19 protein-coding genes are annotated in these 15,554 nt (G+C 66.1%); 11 read left to right on the forward strand and 8 right to left on the reverse strand.

All coding sequences use genetic code 11. The features are described 5' to 3' along the window. Positions 1–35: 35 nt before the first annotated feature. Positions 36–491 (forward strand): Fur family transcriptional regulator, encoded by a 456-nt coding sequence (locus ATC04_RS17280; protein WP_047117697.1) that lies wholly within the window; start codon positions 36–38, stop codon positions 489–491. Between the two features lie 15 nt (positions 492–506). Next, positions 507–1,118 carry an FABP family protein gene (locus tag ATC04_RS17285; RefSeq protein WP_047117696.1) on the forward strand — a complete coding sequence of 204 codons (612 nt, stop codon included), beginning with the start codon at positions 507–509 and terminating at the stop codon, positions 1,116–1,118. 60 nt (positions 1,119–1,178) lie between these two features. Here the strand turns inward: ATC04_RS17285 and ATC04_RS17290 are convergent, their stop codons facing one another. Beyond that, the gene (locus ATC04_RS17290; protein ID WP_082123727.1) at positions 1,179–4,010 is read right to left on the reverse strand and encodes an FAD-binding and (Fe-S)-binding domain-containing protein; all 2,832 of its coding nucleotides are present in this window, start codon (positions 4,008–4,010) and stop codon (positions 1,179–1,181) included. Positions 4,011–4,141: 131 nt separating this feature from the next. Between ATC04_RS17290 and ATC04_RS17295 the strand changes: the two genes are divergently transcribed. From ATC04_RS17295 to ATC04_RS17335, 9 genes are all read left to right on the forward strand, one after another. After that, positions 4,142–4,795 (forward strand): GntR family transcriptional regulator, encoded by a 654-nt coding sequence (locus ATC04_RS17295; RefSeq protein ID WP_047117695.1) that lies wholly within the window; start codon positions 4,142–4,144, stop codon positions 4,793–4,795. Positions 4,796–4,812: 17 nt separating this feature from the next. Further along, positions 4,813–5,265 carry a hypothetical protein gene (locus ATC04_RS17300; protein WP_047117694.1) on the forward strand — a complete coding sequence of 151 codons (453 nt, stop codon included), beginning with the start codon at positions 4,813–4,815 and terminating at the stop codon, positions 5,263–5,265. 639 nt (positions 5,266–5,904) lie between these two features. Continuing rightward, positions 5,905–7,302 carry an MBL fold metallo-hydrolase gene (locus ATC04_RS17310; protein ID WP_047117692.1) on the forward strand — a complete coding sequence of 466 codons (1,398 nt, stop codon included), beginning with the start codon at positions 5,905–5,907 and terminating at the stop codon, positions 7,300–7,302. A gap of 33 nt (positions 7,303–7,335) precedes the next feature. After that, positions 7,336–7,941: a rhodanese-like domain-containing protein gene (locus tag ATC04_RS17315; protein ID WP_047117691.1), complete on the forward strand. Its 606-nt coding sequence runs from the start codon at positions 7,336–7,338 to the stop codon at positions 7,939–7,941. A 9-nt stretch (positions 7,942–7,950) separates the two neighbouring features. Then, positions 7,951–8,838: a sulfite exporter TauE/SafE family protein gene (locus ATC04_RS17320; RefSeq protein ID WP_047117690.1), complete on the forward strand. Its 888-nt coding sequence runs from the start codon at positions 7,951–7,953 to the stop codon at positions 8,836–8,838. A gap of 24 nt (positions 8,839–8,862) precedes the next feature. After that, entirely contained in the window at positions 8,863–9,234 is a 372-nt protein-coding gene (trxA, locus tag ATC04_RS17325; RefSeq protein WP_047117689.1) for a thioredoxin, read from the forward strand. Positions 9,235–9,277: 43 nt separating this feature from the next. Next, positions 9,278–9,556, forward strand: a complete 279-nt coding sequence (locus ATC04_RS17330) for a metal-sensitive transcriptional regulator (protein ID WP_047117752.1) — start codon at positions 9,278–9,280, stop codon at positions 9,554–9,556. A 36-nt stretch (positions 9,557–9,592) separates the two neighbouring features. Further along, entirely contained in the window at positions 9,593–9,754 is a 162-nt protein-coding gene (locus ATC04_RS19790; protein WP_197413549.1) for a hypothetical protein, read from the forward strand. Positions 9,755–9,997: 243 nt separating this feature from the next. Then, complete coding sequence (locus tag ATC04_RS17335) at positions 9,998–10,981, forward strand: diaminopimelate dehydrogenase (protein ID WP_047117688.1); 984 nt, start codon at positions 9,998–10,000, stop codon at positions 10,979–10,981. Between the two features lie 71 nt (positions 10,982–11,052). On the opposite strand, the gene ATC04_RS17340 is transcribed toward ATC04_RS17335, so the two are convergent. The 7 genes from ATC04_RS17340 to adhP all read right to left on the reverse strand — a co-directional run bounded on the left by ATC04_RS17340 (position 11,053) and on the right by adhP (position 15,494). Beyond that, a complete protein-coding gene (locus ATC04_RS17340) occupies positions 11,053–11,385 on the reverse strand; it encodes a hypothetical protein (protein ID WP_047117687.1) in 333 nt (110 codons plus the stop codon). Continuing rightward, a complete protein-coding gene (locus tag ATC04_RS17345) occupies positions 11,385–11,819 on the reverse strand; it encodes a thioesterase family protein (protein WP_047117686.1) in 435 nt (144 codons plus the stop codon). Before ATC04_RS17345 ends, ATC04_RS17340 begins: the two co-directional genes overlap by 1 nt. Before the next feature lie 38 nt (positions 11,820–11,857). Further along, complete coding sequence (locus tag ATC04_RS17350) at positions 11,858–12,316, reverse strand: pyrimidine dimer DNA glycosylase/endonuclease V (protein WP_047117685.1); 459 nt, start codon at positions 12,314–12,316, stop codon at positions 11,858–11,860. A 63-nt stretch (positions 12,317–12,379) separates the two neighbouring features. Then, a complete protein-coding gene (locus tag ATC04_RS17355; RefSeq protein WP_152666713.1) occupies positions 12,380–12,697 on the reverse strand; it encodes a hypothetical protein in 318 nt (105 codons plus the stop codon). Then, positions 12,681–13,574, reverse strand: coding sequence for an epoxide hydrolase (locus tag ATC04_RS17360; protein WP_052772151.1), 894 nt, complete (start codon positions 13,572–13,574; stop codon positions 12,681–12,683). Before ATC04_RS17360 ends, ATC04_RS17355 begins: the two co-directional genes overlap by 17 nt. Positions 13,575–13,866: 292 nt before the next feature. Continuing rightward, a complete protein-coding gene (locus tag ATC04_RS17365; protein WP_047117684.1) occupies positions 13,867–14,280 on the reverse strand; it encodes a DUF779 domain-containing protein in 414 nt (137 codons plus the stop codon). A gap of 188 nt (positions 14,281–14,468) precedes the next feature. Continuing rightward, complete coding sequence (gene adhP / locus ATC04_RS17370) at positions 14,469–15,494, reverse strand: alcohol dehydrogenase AdhP (RefSeq protein ID WP_047117683.1); 1,026 nt, start codon at positions 15,492–15,494, stop codon at positions 14,469–14,471. Between the last annotated feature and the right edge of the window lie 60 nt (positions 15,495–15,554).

The following is a 15,554-nucleotide window of genomic DNA, read 5'->3' on the forward strand; positions in this document are numbered from 1 at the left end:
TTGGAATTGATCAATTCAATTGCGGGAAGGCCGGCATGAAAGAGCTCGAAACGCGACTGCGGGAGCTGGGAATGCGCGTCACCCGGCCGCGGCGCGCGGTCCTCGACGAGCTGCTCCTGCGCTCCCACATCGATGTCGCGCAAATCGCCGCCGGCGCGCGGCAGCGCATCGGCCGCGTGTCGACCCAGGCCGTTTACGATGTCGTTCACACCCTGACCGGCGCCGGAATCCTGCGCAGCATCGAGCTGCCCGGATCCCCGGCGGTTTTCGAGCTGGCCCGCGGGGACAACCACCACCATCTGGTCTGCCGCGCCTGCGGACGCATCGCCGATGTCCCCTGCCCTGTCGGCAAGGCCCCGTGCCTCAGGCCCCTGGACGCTACCGGGTATGCGATCGAGGAAGCAGAAGTCACCTACTGGGGGCTCTGCCCTGAATGCCGACCCGGCATCCCGCCGGCCGCACCACACGGCACCACGATTACCACTCACTGATCGGAGAACCCAGCCATGACCGTCTTGGCAAGAACCTCGACCATCCAGGGACCGCAGAAGCTCGGTCCACTCACCCCGCTCGTCGGCGAATGGGAGGGGAATGCCGGGGTCGACCTTTCCTACCACAACCTCACCGACGAAACGAGCGAAACCGGCTACTACGAGCGCGCGGTGTTCAAGCCCATCCCGATCCAGGAAAACGGCAAGCAGACCCTGTGGGGATTGAACTACTCGATGACGGCCTGGCGCCACGGCGAGGAGGCCATGGACCCGTTCCACGACGAAATCGGCTTCCTGCTCTGGGACCGCGAGAACAGCCAGGTGATGCGCAACGTGGTCTTCGGCCGCGGCATCGCGGTGCTGGCCGGTAGCACCGCCGGACCGCGCGACACCACCGTGCACTTCAACGCCACCCCGGGAGATCCCTCCTACGGGGTGCTGCAGAACAAGTACCTGATGGAACGCGCGGAGATCAAGGAGTTCAGCAGCTCCTTCACCTTCCACGAGGACGGCAGCTTCAGCTACACCTCGGACCTGCTGCTGCGCCTGGTGGCCCTCGGCGCGGAAATGCGCCATACCGACGTCAATACCCTGCACCGGGTCAAGCGCTTCCATCCGGGAGAATAAGGCGGCGGCGGGGCCGGATGCGAATATCGCACCCGGCCCCGCCGCCGTCCGGCCTTGCGCCTACCGCGCGACTGCTTCCGCCAGCAATTCGATCACATGGCGGTAGTCCTTGCCGGTTGCGCGCGTCATGCCCAGCTCGCAGGTGCGGTTGCAGGAAGCATGGGCCTGGGCATCGAGTTCGCGCACCTCGGCTGCCTCGGCGGCGGTGGCGGAGGCGGTCAGCTCCGGATGCAGCATGCCGCGGTCGCCCGCATAGGCGCAGCAGCCCCAATTGACCGGCACGTTCACGGTGTCCGCGGCCGCCCGCGCCACCTTCTCCAAATCGGGATTCAGCCCCATCTGCGTGGAGGAGCAGGTCGGGTGCAGGGTCAGCGAGGAGACCTTCCGGCCCTCGGGCAGCTTTTCCAGCAGGTGCTGGGCGGTGAAGGCGAGCAGGTCCACCACGGTGTAGCCGTGCTCTTCCAGCGTGTGGGCGAAGCCCTCGGTGCAGCTGGAGGCGTCGGAGATGACCGGCAGGTTCCTGCCCGGCAGCGCCGCCGCCACCTCGTCGAGCACCCGCTGGGCCATGAGGTCGTGGCCGTCGGCGTAGCCCTTGGAGCTCCACGGGGTGCCGCAGCACATCGACTCGATGCCCTGCGGGACGTAGACCGAGACGCCGGCCGCGTGCAGCAGCTGCGTGAACGCCGAAGCGACGCCCTGGCCCTCGCCGGCCGGGCCGAACATTGAGTTCACGCAGGCCGGCAGGTAGATGGCCAGCGGTTCGGTGCCGGCGGCGCCCAGGATTCCGGCCAGCGGCTTGCGGGCCTTGCCGCCGCCGGGCAGTTCCGCGTCGTAGCGCGGCATGACATCGGTGCTGATGACCTTGCGCGCCGCATCGGTGACCCCGCGGACCAGGCCCACGGGGAACTTGTCAGCCACGCTCAGGGCCAGCGAGCCGGCGCGCGTGGCGCCGCCCCAGCCCTTGGCGGCGGTCTTGAACCCTGCGGCCAGCGCGGGGTTCGCGTCCTCGCGGCGCAGGCGCTTGACCAGCAGGCCGGTATTGATGCCCACCGGGCAGGCGGTGACGCACATGCCGTCCACGGCGCAGGTCTGCACGCCGTTGTAGTCGTAGTCCTTCTCAAGCTCCGCGGCCAGCTCCCGGTTGCCTTCCGCCTCCGCCTTGGCGATGGCGCGGCGCACCACGATGCGCTGGCGCGGGGTGAGTGTCAGGTCCTTGGAGGGGCAGACCGGCTCGCAGTAGCCGCATTCGACGCAGCGGTCGGCCTCCACCTCGATGGTGGCGTTCAGCTTGATGTTGCGGATGTGGGCCGAGTGGTCCTCGTCGATGATGACCCCGGGGTTCATCATCAGGCGCGGATCGCAGGCGGCCTTGAGTTCCAGGTGCACGTCGTAGAGCTCCTCGCCGTACTGGGCGCGGACGAACGGGGCCATGGCGCGGCCGGTGCCGTGCTCGGCCTTCAGGTTGCCGCCCTTGGACAGGATCAGGTCCACCATCTTGTCGTTGAATCCGTTGTAGCGGTTCAGCGCCCGCTCGCCCTCGAAGCGGTCGGTGAGCATGAAGTGGATGTTGCCGTCCTTGGCGTGGCCGAAGATCACCGAGTCCTCGTAGCCGTATTCGGTGAACAGCTCCTGCAGGCTGCCGCAGGTTTCAGCCAGCGACGGCACCGGCACCGCGACGTCCTCCAGCAGCGCGGTGGTGCCCGAGACGCGGGCTCCGGCCACCGAGGCGTACAGCCCCTTGCGGAACTTCCAGGCCGCCTGGCGGTTCTTCGCGTCCGGGGAGAGCACGGCCGGGGCGCGCAGCGCGGCGGTGTCCAGCAGCTTCTGCCCGGCATCCTGCAGCCCGCGCAGCTGCTCGTCGTTGTCTGCGTGGTATTCGATGAGCAGGGCGGCCTGCCGGTCCACCTCGAAGCCCATGATGGCTTCGGGCACGCCGGGCAGCGACTGCCCGACGCGCAGCGAGGTGGAGTCCATGAGCTCAAGGGTCGCGGCGCCCGAATCCAGCAGCTCGGGCAGCGCGCGGGTGGCCAGATCCAGGTTGTCGAAGACCGCCAGGGTGGCGACGGCCAGCTTGCGGATCGGCACGGTGCGGAACACCGCCTCGGCCACGAAGGCCAGCGTGCCTTCGGAGCCGATGATCAGATGGGCCATCAGCTGCGCCGGGGAGTCGAAGTCGAGGAATGCGTTGATGCCGTAGCCCATGGTGTTCTTCAGCGCGAAGTGCTTCTCGATCTTCGCCACGGAATCCGGGTTGGAGCGCACCCGGTCGCGCAGCTTTTCCAAGGTGGCCACCAGCTGCGGTTCGGCGGCGGCCAGCAGGGCGTCGGCGTCCGGGGCGGCGGTGTCGACCATGGTGCCGCTGGGCAGCACGAAGGTCATGGATTCGAGGGTGCGGTAGGTGTTGAACTCGGTGCCGCAGGCCATGCCGGAGGAGTTGTTGGCGATGACGCCACCCACGGTGCAGGCGGCCTCGCTGGCGGGATCCGGTCCCAGCTTGGTGCCGTAGACGCCCAGCCGGGCGTTGACCTGGCGGATGGTGGCGCCGGGCTGGACACGTACGCGCTGCCCGCCGTCCAGCACGGTGATGCCGCGGAAATTCTTGCGCACGTCGATCATCAGCCCGTCGCCGCTGGCCTGGCCGGCCAGCGAAGTGCCGCCTGAGCGCAGGGTCACCGGCTGGTTGTTCCGGTTGGCGGCGGCCAGCAGCTGCGAGACCTCGCGGGCGTCCTTGGCCAGCACCACCGCCTGCGGGGTGTACAGGTAGTGCGACGCGTCCGAGGCATAGGCCACGCGGTCGATGGATCGGGTCTTAACCCGGTCGGGCTCGCCGACCAGGTCGAGGATGCTGGATGAAACCGTGGTTTCGCCGAGTGCTGGCGTGCTCAATGCCATGGTGCGCTCCTGTGTGGATCGTAGGCGTGGCCTACCGTCGCGGGAAATTGTCTTACAAGTACACATGCCATAGTAGTACGCGCCATGGGATACTTGGTAGGTCCAATGTACTTCTGCCCGAAAGGACGCATGTGGCTGCCCGTCTAGGAGTGGTTTCGGTGGTGCAGGCCGTCATCAGGTCGCTGCGCGAACGCATCTTCAGCGGCGAGCTTTCTCCCGGCACCCCGCTGGGCGAGGTCGACGTGGCAGCCTACTACGAGGTCGCCCGCCCCACTGCCAAGGCCGCGCTGGAGAACCTGGTGTCCAGCGGGCTGCTCGCGCGCAACGCCCACCAGAGCGCCAAGGTGCGGGTGCTGTCCGCGGCCGATGCCCGCGACATCTACCAGACCCGAGCCATCATCGAAGCGGAGGCCGTGCGCCTGCTGGCCGGCACCGGCCAGGTACCCGAGGCAGCGCTGGCGGCCAACGCGCAGATCACCGCGTTATCCAACGCCTCGCCCATCGAGATCGTGGAACCGGACGTGCGTTTCCACGCAGCCCTGGTCCAGGCACTGGGCTCGCCGCGCACCAGCGCGATCTACGCGCAGCTCACGGATGAAATCCGGCTGTGCATGACGCACGTGCAGGACGCCACCCTGTTGTCCACCCAGGACATCGCCGCCGAGCACGCGCGCCTGCTGGAACTGATTTCCACAGGGTCCCGGCAGGAGGCGGCCCAAGTGCTGGCTGAGCACCTGCAGACGGCGAGCGCCAAGCTGGCCGCGCATCTGGACACCCTCAGCTAGCGAAAGGACGAACGACCATGGGCTTATTTTCACGCAAGCAGCCAACCGCCTCCGGAACCGGGCGCGCCCCGGAGCGGGCGCTGGATAGCCTGGAACCGCTGCAGGCAGGCCAAGCGACCTTCCGAGCCCGGGAATTGGGCGTGGGCCGGCGCGGCAAGAAGCTGATCCCCGCAGTCGAAGTGGTCACGAGGGATGCCACCGGGCACTTCCGCGCCGACGAGCTGGGCTCCTTCCTGGGCGGACGACTCGGCATCATCGAAACACTGTCCGGCTCACCGAGCACGCTGTTCATCGCCACCGGCGCGCACGCGGGAACAGGCTCCCCCGCGGGCGATGCCTTGGCGCACGCGGCGAAGGACGAGGCGGGACTCCTGATGCCGGCCGGCGAAGAGGTGCGGCGCCTGGCACTATTCAGCACCGCGGACCAGCAGCGGATCGCCAGCTGGCTCGCGCTCTTCCCGCGCCCCTAGCCCCGGTCGCGCTCACCGGCACCGCTCGGCGCAGCCGAGCCCTCTTCGGCAGCTCCCCCTTCGTCGCTCCAGTCGCGCCGAGCGCCATCAGAGCGCTTCGGGTCCGAGACATGGCCCTTGGATGCCAGACCCTCCCCCGGGACCGGGTGCCCTTTTTCAGGAATGTGCTTTTCTCCCATGGATTCTTCCCTCTCGTTGCGCTAGCGTTCGGGGGCGGTTTCCGGCTCCGGCGGGACCGGCGGAGCGGTCGGATCGAATGGCGGGTCAGTCGGCCCCGTGGGGTCGATGACCGGACCGTCCGGAGCGGTGGGGTCGCTCGGGGGTGCGATGGGCCCGGTGGGGTCAGTGGGATTGATGGGTGGGTCGGTGGGATGGCGGTTGAACATCTTTTCCTCTCCTTGATCATCGCGCCGGCGGTTTGACTCCCGCCGACTGAACGTCTTTTCACGCTACCCACCGTTCGGGCAGGCGAAACGCAAACTTCCGGATTCCAAGGCGATTGCCAGTCTTGGCGCACGCCAGGCCCAGGTGGCGGCCATCCTTTCACGCAACTGCACGTATACCCCCACCCCTATTTTTGACATACCCCCGGGGGTATAGTTTATGGTGGATTCAGACACCCCAACGAAAGGACATCCCATGCTTCTGGAACGCTTCTACGACGAAGACCTGGCACAGGCCAGCTACTTCATCGGCTGCCAGGCCAAAGGCGAAGCAATCGTCATCGATGCCCGCCGCGACATCTCCGAGTACCTGGCGCTTGCAGCCAAGAACGGAATGCGCATCGTTGCGGCAACCGAGACCCACATCCACGCCGACTACCTCTCCGGCACCCGCGAGCTGGCCGCAGCCACCGGCGCCACCACCTACGTCTCGGGCGAAGGCGGAGCCGACTGGCAGTACGGCTTCGAGGCCGAGCGCCTGATGGACAAGGACACCATCAAGCTGGGCAACATCACCGTGACCGCACGCCACACCCCGGGCCACACCCCGGAGCACCTGTCATTCCTCGTCACCGACGGCGCCTTCAGCGACCAGCCAGGCTACATGTTCTCCGGCGACTTCATCTTCGCCGGCGACCTAGGCCGTCCCGACCTCCTGGACGAGGCAGCCGGCGGCGTGGACACCCGCTTCGCCGGAGCCAAGGACCTCTTCGCCTCGCTGAAGAATGTCTTCCTGGAACTGCCCGACCACATCCAGGTCTACCCGGGCCACGGCTCGGGCAGCGCCTGCGGCAAGTCACTGGGCGCAGTACCATCCACCACCGTGGGCTACGAGCGCAACTTCGCCTGGTGGGGCAGCTACCTGGCCAACAACGACGAGGAAGGCTTCATCGCGCAGCTGCTCGACGGGCAGCCGGATGCCCACGCCTACTTCGCCCGCATGAAGCGCCAGAACCGCGACGGTGCCAAGGTGCTCGGCCCCCTGCCTGAGCTGGTCGAGTTCACCGCGGAGCAGATCATCGAGCAGACCGCAGCGAACGACGCGGTCTTCGTGGACACCCGCGGCCACGTGGCAGTGGCTGAAGGCACCGTCGCCGGCGCACTGGCCATCCCTGCCATTTCCAAGATGGCGAACTTCGGCGCCTGGGCCTTCGATCCGGAAGCCGACGACCGCCAGCTGATCCTCTTCGCCGAGAACCTGAAGGCAGCCGAGGAAATGCGCGACCACCTGATGCGCGTGGGCATCGACGCGGTCTCCGGCTACGCCACCACCCTCGAGGGCCTGCCGGCCTTCACCCCGCCGAGCGTGGACCCGGCCGATCTGGAGAACTTCGAGCACGCCCTGCTGCTGGATGTTCGCGGCCGCAGCGAATTCAATGCCGGAGCCATCCCGAACGCCAAGCACATCTCCGGCGGCCGCGCCCTGTGGGCCCTGGACGAGCTGCCTACCGACGGCAAGATCGTCACCTACTGCCAGAGCGGCCTGCGCAACTCGATCGTCGCCAGCGCCCTGCGCGATGCCGGGTACGACGTGGTCGAGCTGACCGGCAGCTACGCCGGCTGGGACGCGGCCATGAACAAGACCAACGCCTAACCCACCCCCACCACGAAGGAAACACCCCCAAGCATGAGCACCCCCATCGATGTCATGGACGCGCCAACCCTGAAGAAGCTGCTGGCTTCAGATGAGTCCGGAGTGGCAGTCCTGGACGTACGCACCCCCGCGGAGTTCGAGACCGTGCATATCCCAGGCTCCTACAACCTGCCGCTGGACCTGGTGTCGGAACACGCCCATGATGTGACCCGCAAGCTGGGCAAGCAGATCGTGCTGGTCTGCCAGTCCGGCACCCGCGCCTCCCAGGCGCAGCAGAAGCTGATCGACATCGAGATCGAAGCCGGCAGCGTGCTGGAAGGAGGCATCGCCGCCTACGAGAAGTCAGGCGGCGAGGTGGTGCGCGGCACCCAGCGCTGGGCCATGGACCGCCAGGTCCGCATGACCGCAGGTTCGCTGGTGCTGCTGGGCTTCCTCGGCTCCAAGCTGATCAGCCCCAAGCTCGGCTACCTGTCGGCGGCCATCGGAGCGGGCCTTGCCTACTCCGCTGCCAGCAACTCCTGCGCCATGGCCAGCCTGCTGTCCAAGATGCCGTGGAACCAGATCAGCACCGCCGGCAAGGCCAACCCCCTGGCCCAGATCCCCAATGCCGGGCAACTGCTGAACCCGAACGGCAAGTAGGAGGCGGCAGTGGAACCAATAATGATTCTGGTCCTGGCCCTGTCGGTTGTCGTCGGTCTGACCCTGGGTCTGCTGGGTGGCGGCGGTTCCATCCTGATGGTTCCACTGCTCACCTATGTCGCGGGCATGGACGCCAAACAGGCCATCACCACCTCGCTGTTCGTGGTGGGTGTGACGTCGCTGGCTAGCCTGCTGCCGCATGCGCGAGCCCGCAACGTCCGCTGGGCCCCGGGCCTGGTTTTCGCTGCGGCAAGCATGAGCGGCGCGTTCCTCGGCGGACTGGCCAGCGCGGCCATTCCCGGCGCGGTGCTGATGGTGGCCTTCGCCGTCATCATGCTGGCCAGCGCCAGGAACATGATCCGCGGGCGGAAGAAGGGCTCCGGTGCCGAGGCCAAGGGCCGTTCGCTGCTGATGTACATTCCCGTCGGCCTGGTGGTCGGCCTGGTCACCGGCCTGGTGGGAGCCGGCGGCGGATTCCTCATCGTCCCGGCCCTGGTGCTGCTGGCAGGCCTGCAGATGAAGCACGCGGTAGGCACCTCCCTGCTGGTCATCTCGCTGAACTCGGCCTCCGGCATGCTGGGGCACCTGAACTCCACCTCCGTCAACTGGCCGCTGACCCTGTCCATTACGGCAGCTGCGATCATCGGCTCGCTGATCGGAGCGCGACTGACCGCCATGGTGCCGGAGAAGAAGCTGCGCCGAGGATTCGGCTACTTCGTCCTGGTCATGGGCGTCTTCGTCCTGTCCCAGGAGCTGCCGCATCCGGCAGGACTCATCCTCGCCATTGCCGCCGCAGTCGCCGCGCTTATCTGGGTGCTCTGCACCAAGATCCCTGCGCTGGCCACGATCTGCCCCTGGCGCAAGGCCCCTGCTCCGCTGGCACCGGCTGCGGACTAGCTCACATCTACCCAAGGAGTACCCATGAAACCGCTAGAATTGACCGAGACGAACTTCGCTGAAACCGTCAAGTCCTCCCCCATGCTGCTGGTCGACTTCTGGGCAGCCTGGTGCGGCCCGTGCCGCAACTTCGCGCCCGTCTTCGACACCGCTGCCGGCCTGCACGAGGACGTGACCTTCGGCAAGGTCAACACCGAGACGCAGCAGAACCTGGCGGCCGCCGCCCAGATCACCTCCATCCCGACGCTGATGGCGTTCAAGGACGGCGTGCTGGTTTACTCCCAGCCCGGCGCACTGGACTCCCGCGGCCTGGAGGAACTGATTACCTCGCTGAAGAACCTGGACATGGAAGCCGTGCACGCCGAAATGGCCGACGCACAGAAGTCCCAGTCTTAATCCCGGGGTCCGCCCCACGGTCTTTTTCGAAATGGAGCACATCATGCGCAACGCAGACGACGCCACACGCAAGCGAATCCTGAACCGCTTGAAGCGGGCCCGTGGCCAGCTTGACGCTGTCATCAACTCGGTTGAGAACGACGGCAAATGCCGCGATGTGGTTACCCAGCTGTCTGCCGTGTCCACCGCGCTGGACCGCGCAGGATTCGCCATCGTCTCCTCGGCCATGCAGCACTGCCTGGTTGATCCGGAGAAGACCGCCGAAGCAGAAGACGGCTTGACCGTCGAAGAGCTGGAAAAGCTCTTCCTTTCACTTTCCTAGTATTTACGGCTTACAAGCCAGAGAAGGAGGCATCTCATGTGCCGACAGGTTTCATGCAAGAAGTGCGGCAAGACCACCTGGGCCGGGTGCGGCCAGCACGTTGACTCGGTCATGCGCGGCGTTCCAGCCCGCGACCGCTGCCAAGGCCACGAGAACGAGCCGAGCAAGGGCTTCTTCGGTCGCCTGTTCGACCGCTAAACCCGGCCTATGCCCCCGTGCGGACCTCCACCCCGAGGTCCGCACGGGGCCGCTTCATTTAAGCGGTTTGCAAGGAGCAGGGGCGCGGCCCGACGACATAGTCAGCTCGCAGTTACCCTGCGCCCGCGTTCTTTGGAATAATCCGAAGCACTGACCAGGTGCGTGCCGCATGCCGGATGCCCGCAAGCGAAGGCGGCATTCACCGCAGGTCCCCGGATGAAACCCCAAAGGAAAACAAGCTCCATGACTGCAAAAATCCGTATTGGCATTGCCGGCTACGGCAACCTCGGCCGCGGCGTACAGGCCGCCATCGCGAAGAACCCCGACATGGAGCTGGTCGGCGTCTACACCCGCCGCGACCCGCAGGAACTGCAGCTGGCCAGCCCCGCGCCGCGTTTCGCCATCACCGAGCTGGAGCGGCACACCGATCAGATCGACGTGCTGATCCTGTGCGGCGGCTCGAAGTCTGACCTGCCGGAGCAGGGCCCGAAGTACGCCGCACTGTACAACACCGTGGACAGCTTCGACACCCACGCACGCATCCCGGAATACTACGAAACCGTGGACGCCCCGGCCAAGGCCGCCGGCAAGACCGCGCTGATCTCCGCCGGCTGGGATCCGGGAATGTTCTCGATCAACCGCGTCTACGGCGAGGCGCTGCTGCCCGACGGCGAGACCTACACCTTCTGGGGCCGCGGCCTGAGCCAGGGGCACTCCGACGCGGTGCGCCGCGTCCCGGGTGTCGCCGGCGGCGTGCAGTACACGATCCCCAGCCAGGAAGCCATCGACAAGGTCCGCGCCGGCCTGCGCCCAACGCTGAGCACCCGCGAAAAGCACCAGCGCGAATGCTTCGTGGTGCTCGAGGACGGCGCCGACGCCGAAGCGGTGCGCGAGGCGATCGTCACCATGGAGCACTACTTCGACCAGTACGACACCACGGTTGAATTCATCGACGCCGAGACCCTGGCCCGCGAGCATGCGGACATGCCGCATGGCGGATTCGTCATCCGCTCCGGCAACACCAGCGATGAGCAGAAGCAGGTCATCGAGTACTCGCTGGCGCTGGGCTCGAATCCCGAGTTCACTTCCAGCGTGCTGGTGGCCTACGCCCGGGCCGTGCACCGCATGAACCAAGCCGGTCTCACCGGTGCGCAGACCGTCTTCGACGTCGCCCCGGGTCTGCTCTCGCCCAAGTCGGCCGCGCAGCTGCGTGCCGAAATGCTCTAAACTCGCACCAGAGGATCACGCCATGCCGGCAACCGGCATGGCGTGGTCTGCTTAAGCTGCGGACCGTCCGCTCAGATCCGGATGTAGGCAGCGCCGTCCAGCTGCCCGGCGGCCAAGGCGACCACCGCCGAGGGCACCGTGCCCAAGCCTTCCTGCAGGTCGTCAGCTGTGATGCCGTTGCGGCTCATGCCCAGTTCGCAGGCGAAAACCTGTGTACGGCTGGCCGGGTCAATGGGCTCGGCATCCTTGCGCACCCCGGCCAGCGCCTTGCCGTTCACGATGACGCTGATCCGGGCATCGGGCAGGGATTCGCCCAGCGTCGCGAGCGCCGCCACGGCCCGCGCGATGTCCTCCGGTCCCTGGGTGGCGTGCAGAAGCACGTGCCGTTCTGCTGGGCCGTTCATCAGACGGCCTCCTTCGTTCGGAAAAGCCGCTCGCTGAGCCAGCTGCGCTCGTTTTCGTTCAGCGGCCGCGGGGTGAGCTTGTCCTCGGCGAGCGCCACCATGACGTTGCTGCCGTCGAACACGGGGGCTCCGTCCTGGAACCCGATATGCCGCACCACGAAGGACTTGGTGCCGATACGCTGGACACCGACCCGCACCATGACGCTGGAGGTGTAGTAGACCGGTCGCAGGTAGTCCAGGTTCATCGAGGCGACCACCAGCCCGTGGGGAAAGAGGTCCGACTCGCCATGGCGGCCCGACCAGCGGATCCGCGCTTCTTCCACGAGTGTCACCACGCGGGCGTTGTTCACATGTCCCAGGCTGTCCTGGTCGCTCCACCGCAGGTGGATTTCCACTTCTTCCCCGTCCTCGGGGAGATTTTCACTTCGACTCATGTGGCTCATTGCAACAAACATTCACTTTCTATGCATCTTCAATGACGTACTGCCGCATCCTTCTCCCAGGCTTCAATGGGCCCCGGGACCACGGTGAATAAGGGATGCAGGGGAATCTGCCCGACACCCAACGAGTCCAAGTAAGTCGCGCGCGGCGGGTCGCGCTGCTGCAGTTTGCGCAGCAGATGCTCCGCCTCGAATCCGATCTGTCCGGTGCTCACTGGCACAGAGCCCGCATGCTCCGGCAGTGCGGGGTACAGGACTTTGGCCGCGTCGAATTTGTAGCCACGCAGCTTCGCTTCTTCCAGCAACCCCTGCAGGTAGCCGCCGACGGTCTCCAGCGGGTCGGATTGCCCGCGCAGCCGGATCAGCTGCGGATGATTTGCATAGCCCTGGGTCTGGCCGGCGAGCACCTTCTGGGCCAACAGGCTTTCGCGCCAGCAGGCTACCAAGCCCTTGGAATCCAATAGGGACGGGTGAAGTGACCACAGGCGCATGCTTCAAGTGTAGTGTCGGCACCCCGCGCCACCACCTGGCCGATCCACCCGCATTTTCGCCGTTCAACCACTCTTCGATTGCCCGAGGGCCACCGGGCCCAGGTCGGCAACCGTCTGGGCGAAGGCCCTCAGGTCGCTGGCGAAGGCTTCGGGCTGTTCCATCGCGCCGAAGTGTCCGCCGGCTTCATGTTCGGTCCAGTGCACCAGCGGGAACCGCCGCTGGTACCACGCCCGGGGTGACTTGAGGATTTCTTGGGGGAAAATGCCAGCCCCGGTGGGGACCACGACCTCGCCGGCCGCCCCGGTCCCGTTTCGCAGCGCCAGGTACTGCTCCCGGTAGAAATGCATGGCCGAGGAAATCGTGTCAGTGAACCAGTACACGGACAGGTTCGCCAAACTTCTCCCGGCTCACCGCATGGCGCACGTCCCTGATGCCGTCGCGTTCGCAGTCGGTCCACTGGTAGAACTTGTCCAGGACCCAGGCGCACCATCCCGCCGGTGAATCGTTCAACGCGAAACCCAGCGTTTCCGGGCGGGTTTTCTGGATCTCGAAGTAGCCGCGGCCATCCAGCGCGTTGAATTCGTTGCCCTTGAGCCACTCCCGTTCGTGGTCCTGCACCAGGGCCATGGCATCCGGCACATCGCCCGGCGGGATTGGGTGCGTCAATGTCACATGCAGTCCCAGCACCCGCTGGGGATAGAGCGATGCGATGTGCGTGGCCAGCAGCGTGCCCCAGTCTCCCCCGTGCACGACGAACTGCTCGTAGCCCAGCTCCCGCATCAGCGCAGCCATCCGATGCGCGATACGGACCGGGGTCATCCCCGGTTCTCCGATCCCGGGAGAAGCCCCGAAGCCCTGCAACGACGGTGCCACCACGTGGAATGATTCCAGTTCCGCCGATTCCGGGGCGGACAGCTTCGGAATGACCTCGAGGAACTCGACGATCGAGCCAGGCCAGCCGTGGAGCAGCAGCACCGGGACGGCGTCCTCCTGCGCCGAGCGGGAGTGCAGGTGGTGGATTGGCAGCCCGTCGATGGACGTCAGGTAGTTGGGGACCGCATTGATCCTGCGTTCGGCGTCCTCGAAGTCGAAGCCGTCGCGCCAGTAGTCCACCACGTCGCGCAGGTAGTCCTGGTCGACTCCGAAATCCCAGTTCTGCGCGGTGAAGCGCCGCGGCCAGCGAGTCTGTGCGATGCGGGTTCGCAGTTCGTCCACCGCGTTTGCCTCGAAGCGGAATTGATAGGGAATGCTCGGCATTCGGTGCACCTCTCGTGGACGGGCGGGGGCGCAGCCCTTGGGGCTGCGTCGTGCCAGCCTAGCGGCTGCCGCCGTTGTGGAGAGCTGGAATACCGGCTATCACGGTTCAAGCCAGCGCCGGCTTGACGCAGGCGCTCGGGCGGAAGCAGGGCATCCCGATACCTGGCGAAGGAACCGGCGCAACTTGGCGATGCAGTTGATGTCCGGCGCACTGCGGGCGCAGACCCGCCGCGCATTGCCCTCGCTGGCTCCGCAAAAAGAGAGAATCCGGCCAGGGCTTTACGTCAGCCGATCAGCTTTGGGGGAATTCGATGATCTCGCTGCGGATCAGGAATCGTTTGCCTTCGGGAGCCTCGACGGAGAAGCCCGAGCCGCGGCCGGCCACCACGTCTACGGTGAGCTTGGTGTGCTTCCAGTATTCGAATTGCTCCTTGGACATCCAGAAATCGATGTCGCCCAGGGTGCCGCCGGAACCGTCGTCAAGACAGAGCACTCCGAGCAGGACGTCGGATCCTCCGGTGCGGAATTCGCCGGCCGGATAGCACATCGGCGAGGAGCCGTCGCAGCAACCGCCGGACTGGTGGAACATCAGCGGGCCGTGGATGCCCCACAGCTTGCGCAGCAGTTGAAGGGACTCATCGGTGAAGGCGACGCGGGAAAATTCCTCACCGGCAATCGCCGCACGGGTTTCGGTAATCGTGCTCATGACTCGCTCCTCTGGTCTTCGGGATCACTGGCCTTGGCTTTAAGCTCAGTGTCCTCCAAACGTCTCCGGGAGTCCATGCCCCTGTGGCCCGGCAGACGATGTCATGCCGGGCCACAGGGATTTGGGGGGAGGTTGGGTTATTCGGTTGGGTTGGGTTGGTTAATCGGTTGGGGTTGGGGGTTGGATGGTTACTTGGTGTAGTCGATCACGACACGGCCATCGATCTTCGCATGGCGCATTTCGTCAAAGACCGCGTTGATGTCTTCCAGCGGGCGGGTGTGGAAAGTCGGCTTGATCTTTCCTGCCGCATAGAAGTCCAGCGCTTCGATCATGTCCTGTCGGGTGCCGACGATCGAACCGCGGATCGTCAGGCCCTTGAGGACGATGTCGAAAATCGGGGCCGGGAAGTCGCCGGCCGGCAGGCCGTTGAAGACGATGGTTCCGCCGCGACGGGTCATGCCAATGGCCTGGCCGAAAGCCGCCGGGTGGACCGCGGTCACGAGCACGCCGTGGGTTCCGCCGATCTTTTCCTGGATCACGGTGGCGGGATCCTGCGCAAAGGCGTTCACCGTGAGTTCAGCTCCGTGCTTGGTCGCCAAGGCCAGCTTGTCATCGGCGACGTCGATGGCGACAACTCGCATGCCCATGGCTACCGCGTATTGAACTGCGATGTGGCCCAGGCCGCCGATGCCGGAGATCGCAACCCATTGGCCGGGGCGCACGCCGGTCATCTTCAGGCCCTTGTAGACAGTCACGCCGGCGCAGAGCACCGGGGCGATCTCATGCGGGTCCGAGCCTTCGGGGATGTGCGCGGCGAACTTCGCGTCCACCAGCATGTACTGCCCGAAGGAGCCGTCCATCGAATAGCCGCCGTTGGACTGGGATTCGCACAAGGTCTCCCAGCCCGTGCGGCAGAATTCGCAGCTGCCGCACGCGCTGGCCAGCCAGGCGTTGCCGACGAGGTCGCCTTCCTTGACCTCGGTGACTCCTTCGCCGACCTTGACGACGGTGCCGACACCCTCATGGCCCGGGATCAGCGGAAGCTTGGGCTTGACCGGCCAGTCGCCTTCGGCGGCGTGCAGGTCGGTGTGGCACACGCCCGAGGCGATGAGCTTGACCAGGGCCTGGCCCGGGCCCGGCTCGGGGATCGAGGTGTCGGCTACTTTGAGTTCTTCGCCGAAGCCTTCAACGATGGCAGCTTTCATGGTGCTCATGGGGAAAGTCCTTTGCAGTGTTTTTCGAAGACCGGGGCCGGTCCTGGAGCTGGTGCTCCG

The sequence above is a fragment of the Arthrobacter sp. YC-RL1 genome, assembly GCF_001454985.1.
Lineage (GTDB): Bacteria > Actinomycetota > Actinomycetes > Actinomycetales > Micrococcaceae > Glutamicibacter > Glutamicibacter soli.